10 protein-coding genes are annotated in these 12877 nt (G+C 72.7%); 7 read left to right on the forward strand and 3 right to left on the reverse strand.

What is annotated here, in order from left to right; translation table 11 throughout:
* Window positions 1-23: 23 nt before the first annotated feature.
* The gene (murJ, locus tag RY076_RS12825) at window positions 24-1751 is read right to left on the reverse strand and encodes a murein biosynthesis integral membrane protein MurJ (RefSeq protein ID WP_323098562.1); all 1728 of its coding nucleotides are present in this window, start codon (window positions 1749-1751) and stop codon (window positions 24-26) included.
* The gene (gene hemE, locus RY076_RS12830) at window positions 1748-2800 is read right to left on the reverse strand and encodes a uroporphyrinogen decarboxylase (RefSeq protein WP_323098564.1); all 1053 of its coding nucleotides are present in this window, start codon (window positions 2798-2800) and stop codon (window positions 1748-1750) included. Before hemE ends, murJ begins: the two co-directional genes overlap by 4 nt.
* 153 nt (window positions 2801-2953) lie before the next feature.
* Here hemE and RY076_RS12835 point away from each other — a divergent pair, with 153 nt between their 5' ends.
* From RY076_RS12835 to RY076_RS12860, 6 genes are all read left to right on the forward strand, one after another.
* A complete protein-coding gene (locus RY076_RS12835; RefSeq protein WP_323098565.1) occupies window positions 2954-3538 on the forward strand; it encodes a DUF3000 domain-containing protein in 585 nt (194 codons plus the stop codon).
* The gene (locus tag RY076_RS12840; RefSeq protein ID WP_323098568.1) at window positions 3535-4854 is read left to right on the forward strand and encodes an HRDC domain-containing protein; all 1320 of its coding nucleotides are present in this window, start codon (window positions 3535-3537) and stop codon (window positions 4852-4854) included. Before RY076_RS12835 ends, RY076_RS12840 begins: the two co-directional genes overlap by 4 nt.
* A gap of 101 nt (window positions 4855-4955) precedes the next feature.
* Window positions 4956-6185, forward strand: a complete 1230-nt coding sequence (locus tag RY076_RS12845; RefSeq protein WP_323098570.1) for a thiolase family protein — start codon at window positions 4956-4958, stop codon at window positions 6183-6185.
* Entirely contained in the window at window positions 6182-8311 is a 2130-nt protein-coding gene (locus RY076_RS12850; RefSeq protein WP_323098572.1) for a 3-hydroxyacyl-CoA dehydrogenase NAD-binding domain-containing protein, read from the forward strand. Before RY076_RS12845 ends, RY076_RS12850 begins: the two co-directional genes overlap by 4 nt.
* A gap of 174 nt (window positions 8312-8485) precedes the next feature.
* On the forward strand, window positions 8486-10015 hold the full coding sequence (locus RY076_RS12855; RefSeq protein WP_323098574.1) for a helix-turn-helix domain-containing protein: 1530 nt from the start codon (window positions 8486-8488) through the stop codon (window positions 10013-10015).
* A gap of 160 nt (window positions 10016-10175) precedes the next feature.
* Window positions 10176-10733: a hypothetical protein gene (locus RY076_RS12860; protein WP_323098576.1), complete on the forward strand. Its 558-nt coding sequence runs from the start codon at window positions 10176-10178 to the stop codon at window positions 10731-10733.
* Here the strand turns inward: RY076_RS12860 and RY076_RS12865 are convergent.
* Window positions 10723-11607 (reverse strand): hypothetical protein, encoded by an 885-nt coding sequence (locus RY076_RS12865; RefSeq protein ID WP_323098577.1) that lies wholly within the window; start codon window positions 11605-11607, stop codon window positions 10723-10725. The genes RY076_RS12860 and RY076_RS12865 overlap by 11 nt on opposite strands.
* A gap of 437 nt (window positions 11608-12044) precedes the next feature.
* Between RY076_RS12865 and RY076_RS12870 the strand changes: the two genes are divergently transcribed.
* Entirely contained in the window at window positions 12045-12866 is an 822-nt protein-coding gene (locus tag RY076_RS12870; RefSeq protein ID WP_323098581.1) for a 3-hydroxybutyrate dehydrogenase, read from the forward strand.
* Window positions 12867-12877: the final 11 nt, after the last annotated feature.

Raw genomic sequence — 12877 nt, forward strand, 5'->3', positions numbered from 1 at the left:
ACCCGCGGCCGGACGGACGCGGGTCAGCGACCGAGGCGTCGGCGCACGAGGTCGCCGACGTCACGGACCTCGCGGACGTGCAGCACGTGCGCGACTCCGACGTAGACGGCGGTGAAGACCACCCCGACCAGGCCGATCTCGACGGCGTTGGCGATCATCCGGCCGATGGCGGTCGTGTCCTCACCCTCGGCGGCGTACACGCGGATCGGCGCGAGCACGTTGTGGGTGCCCAGCGCGAGCAGCCCCGCCACGAGGGCCGCGACCCCGACGCGGGCCGCGGTGTCGATGATCGCCGCGCCGCCCAGCGGACCCACACGGCGGCGGCAGGCCCGCAGGCCATAGGCGCAGCTGACGACGTTGCCGAGGGTCTGCCCGAACGCCATGACGGCCACGGCGTACTGCGGAGGCACGAGGAGCGTCGCACCGAGCGCCAGGAGGCTCGTGCCCGTGAGCAGCACCTGCATGACGAACGTCGGGCGCCCGTCCTCGAGGGCGAAGAGGGTGCGGTAGCAGAGCAGGTCGATGCCGAACGGGATGATCCCGAGGACCATGATGACGAGGGTGATGGCCGCGGTCTCGACCGATCCGAGGTTGAGGCCGGGGTTGAGCAGGGCGATGATCGGCTCGGCCTCGACCATGACGAAGGCCATGACGGCGACGTTGACGACGAGCGGCAGGGCGATGCCGGTGCGCATGTCGTGGCGCATCCGCTCGACGCGACCACCAGCGGCCGCGGCCGACAGGCGCGGGAAGAGCGCCGTGATGATCGAGACCGTCACGAATGCGTGCGGCAGCATGAAGATCGTGAAGGCGATGCCGTAGACGGCCGGGCCACCGATGGGGACGTTCCCGGGAACCCGCGCCACGGCGTGGTTGAGCGCGCCCTGGCTGACGAAGAAGCCGAGCTGCGACACGACGAGTCCGACGAAGGCCCAGACCGCGAGGCGGCTGACCCCGCCGAGCCCGGCGCCGCGGATACCCCACTTGGGCCGGTAGCGGAACCCGGTGCCGCGCAGCGCCGGCACGAGCGACAGCGCCTGGACGACGACCGAGATCGTGGCCGAGCCGGCGAAGAGCCAGATCATGCCGGGCGTCCACTGGTCCGGGGTGCGTGGGAAGGGCTGGCCGTTGCTGTGGAACTGGCGCGGCGCCGGGTACATGAGGATGAACACGACGAGCCCGGTGACGGCGACGATGTTCGCCATGAAGGGCGCCCACGCGAAGGCGCCGAACTTGCCCCGCGCGTTGAGGATCTGGCCGAGCAGCGCGAAGAGGCCGTAGAAGAAGATCTGCGGCAGCGTGATGTAGGAGAAGGCGAGCGCGAGCTGCTTGACGCTCGGCGGGCTGGTGCCCGCGAGCATCCACACGAAGAGGCCGGCCCCGGCCGTCACGAGCACCGTGATGACCGCCATGCCGACGAGGGCGAGGGTGATGACGCGGTCGGTGAACTCCTGGCCGCCGTCGGGCAGGCGCATGGCGCGTGAGAGCGACGGGATGAGGACGGCGTTGAGGATGCCGCCGGCTGCGAGCATGTAGAGGACGTTGGGCAGGGTGTTGGCCAGCGAGAACGCGTCACCGGCGAGGCTGGCGCCGATGATCGCCGTGATGAGGGCGGCCCGGACCGTGCCGAGGACGCGCGAGGCGATCGAGCCGCCGAACATCGTCAGGCTCGAGCGGGCGACCGACGGCGCCGACTCCGGTTCGAGCCCGGGGGCGGCGTCGCGAGGTGCTTCCGGTGCGGGCGCCGTCATCGGCGGCTCGAGTGCTCGTGGACGAGCTCGGTGACGCGCGTCAGCACGTCGGGGTCTGCGTTCGGCGGGACGCCGTGGCCGAGGTTGAAGACGTGGCCCGGTGCGTGGCGACCCTCGTCGACGATCTCGCGGACGCGTCGCTCCAGGGCCTCCCACGGGGCGAAGAGCAGCGCCGGGTCGAGGTTGCCCTGGACGGCGTACCGGGGCCCCAACCGCTCGACGGCGTCGGTGAGCGAGACGCGGTAGTCGACGCCGACGACGTCGGCGCCCGCCTCCCCCATGAGCGTCAGCAGCTCTCCGGTGCCGACGCCGAAGTGGATGCGGGGCACGTCGAGGTCGGCGACGGCCCCGAGCGCGACGGCCGAGTGCGGCATGGCCCGGGCCCTGTAGTCGGCGCGCGAGAGGGCGCCGGCCCACGAGTCGAACAGCTGGACGGCGCTGGCGCCGGCCTGGACCTGCACGCGCAGGAACTCTCCGGAGATCTGGGCGAGCCGCTCGCAGAGGGCGTCCCACAGCTGCGGGTCGCCGTGCATCAGGGCCTTGGTCTTCTCGTGGTTCTTCGACGGCCCGCCTTCGACGAGGTAGGACGCGAGGGTGAACGGGGCACCCGCGAAGCCGATGAGCGGCGTCTCCCCGAGCTCGGCGACGAGCAGGCGCACGGCCTCGGTCACGTAGGGCACGTGGTCGGCCGTCAGCGGCACGAGCTGGTCGAGGTCGGCACGCGTGCGGATCGGGCGGGCCACGACCGGACCGACCCCGGGCACGATGTCGAGGTCGACGCCGATGGCCTTGAGCGGCACGACGATGTCGCTGAAGAAGATGGCGGCGTCGACGCCGTGGCGGCGCACCGGCTGGAGCGTGATCTCGGTGACGAGCTCGGGGCGCATGCACGACTCGAGCATCGGCACGCCCTCGCGGACGGATCGGTACTCGGGCAGCGAACGCCCGGCCTGGCGCATGAACCACACCGGGGTGCGCCCGACCGGCTCGCGGCGCGCGGCTCGCACGAGGTCGCTCTGTCGCGTGGCAGCAGGGGCATACGTCGGCACCGGTCAATCCTGCCACGGGCGCGGCCGTGCCCCGGTCCGCCACGACGGGCGCGGCGGTGACGGGAGTGACGCCTGCGAAGAGTGTGCCGACCTGCCCGGAACGCCCCGGCGTGCCCTGAGACAGATCCGGGGCTCCCGGCTTACCCTCATCTGGTGCACACGAGAACGTTGCCGGGAGGCCACGGGGCGGTTTTTGCGAGGACGCTGACCGCCCTGCGCGACGTCCGGCTGCGTTCGGAGGTGCGCCTCACCGAGGTCCCGGCCCCGACGCGCATCGCGCCCTACGCCGCGGCGCTGACCGCCGACGTCATCGACGTCGCCGACCCCGAGGAGGACCTCGCCACCGGGCGGTTCGTCCTCCTGCACGACCCCGCCGCCCCCGACACGTGGGACGGCCAGTGGCGCGTCGTGACGTTCGCCCGGGCCGAGCTCGAGCCCGAGCTCGCCGGCGACCCGATGCTCGGCGCGGTCGGGTGGTCGTGGCTCAGTGACTCCCTCGCCGGCCGTGGCCTCGCGTGGACGGCCGAGGCCGGCACCGTGACGCGTGTCGTCAGCGAGAGCTTCGGCGGCCTGGCCGACCGCGAGGCGAGCGTCGAGATGGAGATCCGGGCGTCGTGGACCCCGACCGCCGGTGACGTCGTCGAGCACCTGCGCGCCTGGGCCGACATGCTCTGCACCATCGCGGGCATCCCGCCGCTTCCCGACGGCGTCGTCCCCCTGCCGGGACAGCGCCGGTGACGGCGCACGCAGAGCACACCGGCACCGACCCGGCGGCCGACCTCGCGCCTGACGCCCCGACGCAGGAGCCGGCGGCCACCGCCACGGCTACAGCGACCGCCACCATCGAACCGACGCCGCTGCTGCACCCGCGCGACGGCGTCCCCGACGTCGTCACCGACGAGCGCACCCTGATGCGCGCGGCGGAGGCGATCGCCGGTGGCACCGGCCCCGTCGGCATGGACGCCGAGCGCGCGTCCGGCTACCGGTACGGACAGCGCGCCTACCTCGTCCAGCTGCGCCGCGAGGGCGCCGGCACGTGGCTCGTCGACCCCGTCGCGTGCCCCGACCTCTCCCCGTTGCAGGAGGCCATCGGCGACGCCGAGTGGATCCTGCACGCGGCCACCCAGGACCTCCCCTGCCTCACCGAGGTCGGGCTGCGCCCGCACGCGCTCTTCGACACCGAGCTCGGCGGCCGGCTCGCCGGCCTGCCACGCGTCGGCCTCGGCGCCATGGTCGAGCACTACCTCGGGCTCCAGCTGGCCAAGGAGCACTCCGCCGTCGACTGGTCCACCCGCCCGCTGCCCGAGCCGTGGCTGCGCTACGCCGCCCTCGACGTCGAGGTGCTCGCCGACCTGCGCGACGCGGTGGCCGCCGACCTCGGCGCCCAGGGCAAGGGGGCCTGGGCCACCGAGGAGTTCGAGAGCCTGCTGTCCTTCACCGGGCCGGAGCCCCGCGTCGACCCGTGGCGTCGCACGTCGGGCATGCACCGGGTGCGTGGGCGTCGCGGCGTGGCCGTCGTGCGCGAGCTGTGGTTCTGGCGCGACGCCGTGGCCCAGCAGCGTGACGTCTCCCCCGGACGCGTGCTGCCCGACGCCGCCATCAGCGAGATCGCCGTGGCCAACGCCCGGGCCACGACGCCGCCCCGCTCGGTCGGGTCGTCCGACCCGCGGCTGGCCCGCTCGATCCGCCGCAACCAGGAGGCGATCATCGAGGCCGTCGCCCGGGCTCTCGCCCTGCCCGAGGGCGACCTGCCGCCGCTGACCCTGCCGCCCACCGGTCCCCCGCCGCCCAAGGCGTGGGCCGACCGCGACCCCGTCGCCGCCGGGCGCCTGGCCCGGGCCCGCGAGCTGCTGACCGCCGTGTCGGGTGAGCTCGCGATCCCGGTGGAGAACCTGCTGACGCCCGACCTCCTGCGCCGTTTCCTCTGGGAGGGCCCGGCTGCGCCGTTGACGGCCGACATCGCCACGGCCCTCGAGGACATGGGCGCACGGCACTGGCAGACCCGCATCGTCGCCCCTCTCGTGGCCGTGGCCTGCGCCGATCACCCACGGTGAGGTGGCTCACGCCCGCCGACAGGGACGGGAAAGTTACCCGGCAGTAGGATCGAGGGAGCGGCTTCGCGCCGCCCACCCCTGTCCACGACCGAGGAGGCCTCGTGCCCCGTCAGCTCCAGGAGGTCGTCTTCGTCGACGGCGTGCGAACGCCGTTCGGCAAGGCCGGTGAGAAGGGCATGTACGCCCACACCCGTGCCGACGACCTCGTCATCAAGTGCGTCCGCGAGCTCCTGCGCCGCAACCCCGACCTGCCCAAGGACCGCGTCGAGGAGGTCGCGATCGCGGCCACGACGCAGATCGGCGACCAGGGCCTGACGCTCGGGCGCACCGCTGCGCTGCTCGCGGGCCTGCCGAACACGACCCCCGGCTACTCGGTCGACCGGATGTGTGCCGGCGCCATGACGGCCGTGACGAACACCGCCTCCTCGATCGCCTTCGGCGCCTACGACGTCGCGATCGCCGGCGGCGTCGAGCACATGGGCCGCCACCCGATGGGCGAGGGCGTCGACCCGAACCCCCGGATCATCGCCGAGAAGATCGTCGACCCCGACGCGCTCGTCATGGGCAAGACGGCCGAGAACCTCCACGACCGCTTCCCGCAGCTGACGAAGCAGCGCGCCGACGCGTTCGCCGTCGCCAGCCAGGACAAGCTCGCCGCCGCCTACGCCGACGGCCGAATCCAGCGGGACCTCGTGTCCGTCGCCGTCCGCGACGGCGACGACGCGTGGGGCCTGGCCACCACCGACGAGCCCCCGCGGCCGGGCACCACCGTCGAGGACCTCGCCGCCCTCAAGACCCCGTTCCGGCCGCACGGCAACGTCACCGCGGGCAACGCCGCCGGTCTCAACGACGGCGCCACGGCCTGCCTGCTCGCCTCGGAGACCGCGGCCTCCGAGCTGGGGCTGCCCGTCCGGATGCGTCTCGTGTCCTGGTCGTTCGTCGGCGTCGAGCCGGAGGTCATGGGCGTCGGGCCGGTCCCGGCCACCGAGAAGGCCCTCGCCAAGGCCGGCCTGACGATCGACGACATCGGTCTCTTCGAGCTCAACGAGGCGTTCGCCGTGCAGGTGCTCGCCTTCCTCGACCACTTCGGCATCGCCGACGACGACCCGCGCGTCAACGAGTACGGCGGAGCCATCGCCACGGGCCACCCGCTCGCCAGCTCGGGTGTGCGCCTCATGACCCAGCTGGCCCGTCAGTTCGAGGCCCACCCCGAGGTGCGGTACGGCCTCACCGCGATGTGCATCGGCATCGGCATGGGCGGCGCCGTGATCTGGGAGAACCCGCACCACGCCGACTACGTGCCGTCCAGCACCCAGGAGGAGGTCGCGTGACCGCCACGACCGACAAGCCCACGGCCGCAACCGGTTTCGCCGACGAGGTCGTGACGCACGCCCGAGTGCGCGACGTCGAGCTGCCCGCCGGCGCCGGCGCCCTCGCGCTCATCACCCTCGACAACGGCTTCGACCACACCAAGCCGAACAGCTTCGGCCCCCAGGGTGTGGCCGAGCTGACGGCCGCCGTCGCCCGGCTGCACGAGCGGGCCGAGGCCGGCGAGATCGTCGCGGCCGGTGTCACCGGCAAGCCGTTCGTCTTCGCCGTCGGTGCCGACCTCACCGGCATCCCCTTCGTCCGCGACCGGGAGCAGGCCCTCGAGATCGCGCGGGCCGGTCACGCCGCCTTCGCGGCGTTCTCCGACCTGCCGGTGCCGACGTTCGCCTTCGTCAACGGGGCGGCCATGGGTGGCGGCGTCGAGCTCGCCCTGTCGGCGACCTACCGCACCCTGAGCGCCGGCGTGCCGGCCGTGGCACTGCCCGAGGTGTTCCTCGGTCTCGTCCCCGGGTGGGGCGGCTGCTGGATGCTGCCGAACCTCGTGGGCATCGAGAAGGCCCTGACCGTCGTCATCGACAACCCGCTGAGCCAGAACCGGATGCTCAAGGGCGTCGAGGCCTACCGGCTCGGCCTCGCCGACGCGCTCTTCGAGCCGGCCGACTTCCTCGAGGAGTCGCTGGCGTGGGCCTCTGCCGTCGTCCGCGGCGAGGTCGTCGTGGAGCGCCCCGAGGTCGACCGCGACGAGCAGCACTGGGAGGCCGCGGTCGCCAAGGCCCGTGCCACCGCCGACGTCAGGACCGGCCGCCAGGCCCGCAGCCCCTACGCCGCCCTCGACCTGCTCTCGGCGGCGCGCACCGCGACCCGCGAGGAGGGCTTCGCGGCCGAGGACGAGACCCTCGCCGACCTCGTCATGAGCGACGAGCTGCGCGCCGGGCTCTACGCCTTCGACCTCGTGCAGCGTCGGGCCAAGCGCCCGGCCGGGGCACCGGACAAGGCGCTGGCGCGCCCCGTGACGAAGGTCGGCGTCGTCGGCGCGGGGCTCATGGCCAGCCAGCTCGCGCTGCTGTTCGTCCAGCGTCTCCAGGTGCCGGTCGTGCTCACCGACGTCGACGAGGCGCGCGTCGCCAAGGGCGTCGGCTACGTGCACGCCGAGCTCGACAAGCTCGCCGCCAAGGGTCGGCTCAACCCCGACCGTCTCAACCGTTACAAGGCGCTCGTCACGGGCGCGGCCGACAAGGCCGGCTTCGCCGACGCCGACCTCGTCATCGAGGCGGTCTTCGAGGAGATGGGCGTCAAGCAGCAGGTCTTCGCCGAGGTCGAGGCCGTCGTGTCGCCGCGGTGCGTCCTCGCGACGAACACCTCGAGCCTGTCCATCGCCGAGATGGCCTCACGGCTCGAGCACCCGGAGCGCGTCGTCGGGCTGCACTTCTTCAACCCGGTCGCCGTCATGCCGCTGCTCGAGGTCATCCCCGGCGAGGCCACCGACGAGGCGACCCTCGCCACCGGCTTCGCCGTCGGCAAGGCGCTGCGCAAGACGTGCGTCCTCGCCGCGGACCGGCCCTCGTTCATCGTCAACCGGCTCCTGGGCCGGTTCATGGGCGAGGCGGCGCGGATCCTCGACGAGGGGACCCCGATCGAGGTCGTCGACCGCGCCTTCGCGGGGCTCGCACCGATGCCGCCGTTCGTCCTCATCGGGCTCGTCGGGCCGGCGATCGCGCTGCACAACGGTGAGACGCTCGTACGGGCGTTCCCGGACCGCTTCTACGCCTCGCCGACGCTGCAGCGCGTCGTCGCCGCGGGCAAGCCGGGCTTCTACGACCTCAGCTCGGGGCGCCCCGTCCTCGACCCGGAGGTCGCCGAGCTCGTCGAGAAGCCGGCCGAGCCGGTCGTCCTCGATGCCGCGCAGGTGCGCGAGCGGGTCCTCACGGTGCTCGCGGACGAGGCCCGACGGATGCTCGACGAGGGCGTGGCCCAGTCCCCCATGGACCTCGACCTCGCCATGATCACCGGGGCCGGGTTCCAGTTCTGGAACGGCGGCATCACCCCGCTGCTCGACCGCACCGGCGTCGCCGAGCGCGTCACCGGCACCCGGTTCCTGCCGCCGGGCGCGGCCGACGCCCCTCGCTGAGCAGGGTCGGCACGGCACCCGCCGAGCCGACCCGGGCCGCCCCCGATGACCTCGGGGGCGGCCCCAGCCATGCCCGTCCCGGGGTATACGATTCGCCCCGATTTCGCCTCCACGGCACTCAGGCGCGGCGAGCCTGTGTGCATCTATCTCATATATGAGTTAGAGTCGCCGCTCGTGACCCAGACCTACCTGACCCGGATCGGCGGACTCATCCGCGACGCCCGACGCCACAAGGGGATGACACAGTCCGAGCTCGCCGAGCTCCTCGGCACCTCGCAGAGCGCCGTCGCGCGCATCGAGCAGGGCCGCCAGAACCTCAGCCTGGACACCCTCGCCAAGATCGGTGACGCGCTCGACTCCGAGTTCGTCTCCCTCGGCCATTCCGGCCCCCAGCACCTGCGCATCGTCGGCGGCCAGAAGCTGTCCGGCGAGATCGACGTCAAGACGAGCAAGAACGCCGCCGTCGCCCTCCTGTGCGCCTCCCTGCTCAACCGCGGCCGCACGACGCTGCGCAACCTCGCGCGCATCGAAGAGGTCAACCGCATCCTCGAGGTGCTCTCCTCGATCGGCGTGCGCACCCGCTGGCTGCCCGACAGCAACGACCTCGAGATCGTGCCGCCGGCCCGTCTCGACCTCGACGGCATCGACGTCGCGGCCGCCCGACGCACCCGCACCGTCATCATGTTCCTCGGCCCGCTGCTGCACGAGCACGAGGGCTTCCGCCTGCCCTACGCCGGCGGCTGCGACCTCGGCACCCGCACCGTCGAGCCGCACCTGAGCGCCCTGCGCCAGTTCGGGCTCGAGGTCACCGCGACCCACGGCTTCTACGAGGCCCGCAGCGACCGGTCGGTCAACCCGGGTCGCGCCATCGTGCTCACCGAGCGGGGTGACACCGTCACCGAGAACGTCCTCATGGCCGCGGCGCGGTACGAGGGCGAGACGATCATCCGCAACGCCTCGTCGAACTACATGGTCCAGGACCTCTGCTTCTTCCTCGAGAAGCTCGGCGTGCGCATCGAGGGCATCGGCACCACGACGCTCACCGTCCACGGCCGCACGGCGATCGACGTCGACGTCGAGTACTCACCGAGCGAGGACCCGATCGAGGCGATGAGCCTCATCGCGGCGGCGGTCGTCACCGACTCCTCGATCACGATCCGCCGGGTCCCGATCGAGTTCATCGAGATCGAGCTGGCGACGCTCGAGGGCATGGGGATGAAGTACAACCTCACGTCCGAGTACGTCTCGGCCAACGGCAAGACGCGCCTCGTCGACCTCACGACAATCCCCGGGCCGCTCAAGGCTCCGACCGACAAGATCCACCCGATGCCGTTCCCCGGCCTCAACATCGACAACCTGCCCTTCTTCGCGCTCATCGGGGCCGTCGCCGAGGGCAGCACGATGATCCACGACTGGGTCTACGAGAACCGGGCGATCTACCTGACCGAGCTGACCAAGGTCGGCGGTCGCGTCCAGCTGCTCGACCCGCACCGCGTCATCGTCGAGGGCCCGACGCGCTGGCGCGCGGCCGAGGTCGTGTGTCCGCCGGCGCTGCGCCCGGGCGTCGTCATCCTCCTCGCGATGCTGGCCGCCCCGGGCACGTCGGTGCTCCGCAACGTCTACGTCATCAACCGTGGCTACGAGGACCTCGCCGAGCGCCTCAACCGCCTCGGCGCGACGATCGAGGTCTTCCGCGACATCTGAGACGACACGCGCAGCCCCGGGCCGGGAACGCGCCCGGGGCTGCGTGTGTCGTCAGGCCCTCCCCTGGCCCTGAAGGGATCTGCCGCGATTCCGGACCGTTTCACGCCCCGTCGGTGTCACCATCTGCAGACGCGGCCACGCGTGCAGACAGGGGATGCGGATGAGTGGAAGAGATGGGTCGTCGCTCGCCCGGGCGGGACTGCTGCGGTGGGCGCTGACCGCCTCGCTCGGGGCGGCAGCGCTCGCCGGATGTGGCAGCACCGTTGCGCCCCAGGCCTCGTCGCCGCCCGGCACCACCGTCGTCGGAATCCTCGAGGTCGACCCGAGCCCTGGCACGAACACGCCGACCGTGTCGGTGCCTGACGACTTCAGGGTGGAGCGGCGGACCTGGGGTGGGATGTGCGCGGGCGGACCGTGCGGCAGCACGTTCGTGGCCACGGCCGACGGCCACTGGGTGCTCAGCTCCAACGGCAGGACCACGACGGGCACGCTGTCGCGACAACAGGTCATCGCGCTCACCATGGCCGTGCGCGTCACGCAGCTGCAACGGGCGACGGGCGTCCCCGACTGCGCCGCCAACCGCGACGGCACCTCGGTGGCGTACGCGTGGACCTATGCCGGCACCTCGGGATCGGCCTCGTCGTGCAAGCACCCGATCAACCTCAACGACTCCCTGCCGATCGAGGTCGAGCGCGTCGCCCAGTCGGTCATCCCCTGACGCGACGAAGGAGCACCGCCCCGATTGCGCCGACCACCACGGCGATGAGGGCGGTCGTCGTCGGGGTGGCGGGGCCGAACGCAGTGGCCGTCGAGGTGAGCGACAGCCGGAACACCTCGAGGCCGTCGTGCGCGAGCTCGGCCAGCTCGGCGCTGCGCACCGCGGTCCCGCGCAGCGACTCCAGCACATAGCGAGTGGCGGTCAGTACCGAGGGCGTCAGGACGAGGAGCGCGAGGGCCAGCACCCAGCCGACCAGCCGCCAGACCGGGCGGAACCCGAGGACGGCCAGCAGGACGCCGACCCCGACGCCCGTGAGCACCGTGAGCGTGGGCGGCAGCCACGTCAGGGGTTGCGGACGGGCCGGGTCGGCGAGCGCCACGACGACGAGCTGGCCCAGCCAGTCGGCACCGACGACGACGAGCGGCGTCGCCGCCACCGTCCGCAGCACGGGTCCGCCGAGCGAGGCCCCGAGCCCGAGCAGCAGGCCGAGCAGCGAGCCGGCCACCGTGAGCGCGACGAAGGCGAGGCGCACCGTGTCGGCGGTGGCTCCCGAGCCGCCGAGGTCGGGCTCGGGCGCGAGCGTCTGCGTCACCGCCCAGCCGGTGGCCGCAGCGGCGCCGAGGGTTGCCAGCAGCGCGAGCAGCCACCGGCGTCGCAGCCGGTCCCGGCTCCACCAGGGCGCCGACCCGGCCAGGGCGCCGGCGACGACCGTGACGACGAGCAGCGTCATGAGCTGTTGGTGGTGGAAGGGCAACAGGGCAGTGCGCAGGTCGTTGCGCGGGTTCCACGGCGAACCGAACGTGTGGGTGCTCGAGCGCGTGACGATCCACGGCAGCAGTCCGACGAACCAGGCCCCGAGGGCCAGCAGCGGCACCGGCCACACCCACGAGCGCGGCGACGTCCCGGACCGCTGCGGCGGCGGAGCCGCATCCTCGCCACCGCTCACGTCGATGACCGCGGTGTCCTGCCGTCCGGCCGGTCGGCCCGCCGTGTCGTGCGCTGCGCCGTCTGCGCCGTCTTCGCCGTCCGCCCAGATCGGACGCGGCACTCCTGATGTCGACGTCACCGTCGAACCTCCCCTGTCGTGACCGCGACCGGTCGGCCGCGGTGCATGGCGTCGACACCACCAGACTGCGGTGCGCGCGTCAACGAGAACGAGCCACGGGGAAGGTGTCGTTCTCGTGACGGTTGTGCGAGGAGACGAGCCCCTCGGGGCGGCACCAACGCACATGTGTGATCGCACACCGGAACGGCCGTTTTGTGTCCACGGCCCACACAGGTGCCCCCAGAGGCCGTCCCTAGTCTTCCCGCATGGCCGACGCCCGCAACGACGCACGCGACGCCGCCCCGGACTCCCCCGCGCGGGTCCGCACGGCGGCCAACGATCCCATCGACCTCACCGGGCGCACGGCCCTCGTGACCGGAGCCGCGAGCGGCATCGGGGCGAGCATCGCCCGCGCGCTGGCCGCTGCCGGCGCCAAGGTGCACGCCGTCGACCGCGACGCCGACGGCCTGGCCTCGCTCGACGGCGTCGACGGCGTGATGCCGGTGACGGCCGACCTCGCCGACCTCGACGGGCTCGCGATGCTGCCGACCGACGTCGACATCCTCGTCAACAACGCAGGCATCCAGCACGTCAGCCCGATCGAGGAGTTCCCGCTGGAGCGGTTCGACCTCATCCTCGACCTCATGCTCGTCTCCCCCTTCCGCCTCATCCGGCAGTCGCTGCCGCACATGTACGACCGGGGCTGGGGCCGCGTCGTCAACGTGTCGAGCGTCCACGGGCTTCGGGCCAGCGCCTTCAAGTCGGCCTACGTCACGGCGAAGCACGGCCTCGAGGGCCTCTCGAAGGTCGTCGCCCTCGAGGGCGGCCCGCACGGCGTCACCTCGACGTGCATCAACCCGGCCTACGTGCGGACGCCCCTGGTGGAGAAGCAGATCGCCGACCAGGCCCGCACCCACGGGATCCCCGAGTCGGAGGTCGTCGAGAGAGTCATGCTCGAGCCGGTCGCCGTCAAGCGGCTCGTCGAGCCCGACGAGGTCGCGGCCCTCGCGCTGTTCCTGTGCGGGCCCGCGTCTGCGTCGGTCAACGGCACCTCCTTCTCGATGGACGGCGGTTGGACGGCGCACTGAGCGCCGCGGCG

This window comes from Intrasporangium zincisolvens (assembly GCF_034724055.1).
Classification (GTDB): domain Bacteria; phylum Actinomycetota; class Actinomycetes; order Actinomycetales; family Dermatophilaceae; genus Monashia; species Monashia zincisolvens.

Excerpts from the sequence above, each read along its gene's own strand:
- murJ (WP_323098562.1), bottom strand. The coding sequence starts at position 1,751 with ATGACGGCGCCCGCACCGGAAGCACCTCGCGACGCCGCCCCCGGGCTC.
- RY076_RS12860 (WP_323098576.1), top strand. The coding sequence starts at position 10,176 with ATGAGTGGAAGAGATGGGTCGTCGCTCGCCCGGGCGGGACTGCTGCGG.
- RY076_RS12870 (WP_323098581.1), top strand. The coding sequence starts at position 12,045 with ATGGCCGACGCCCGCAACGACGCACGCGACGCCGCCCCGGACTCCCCC.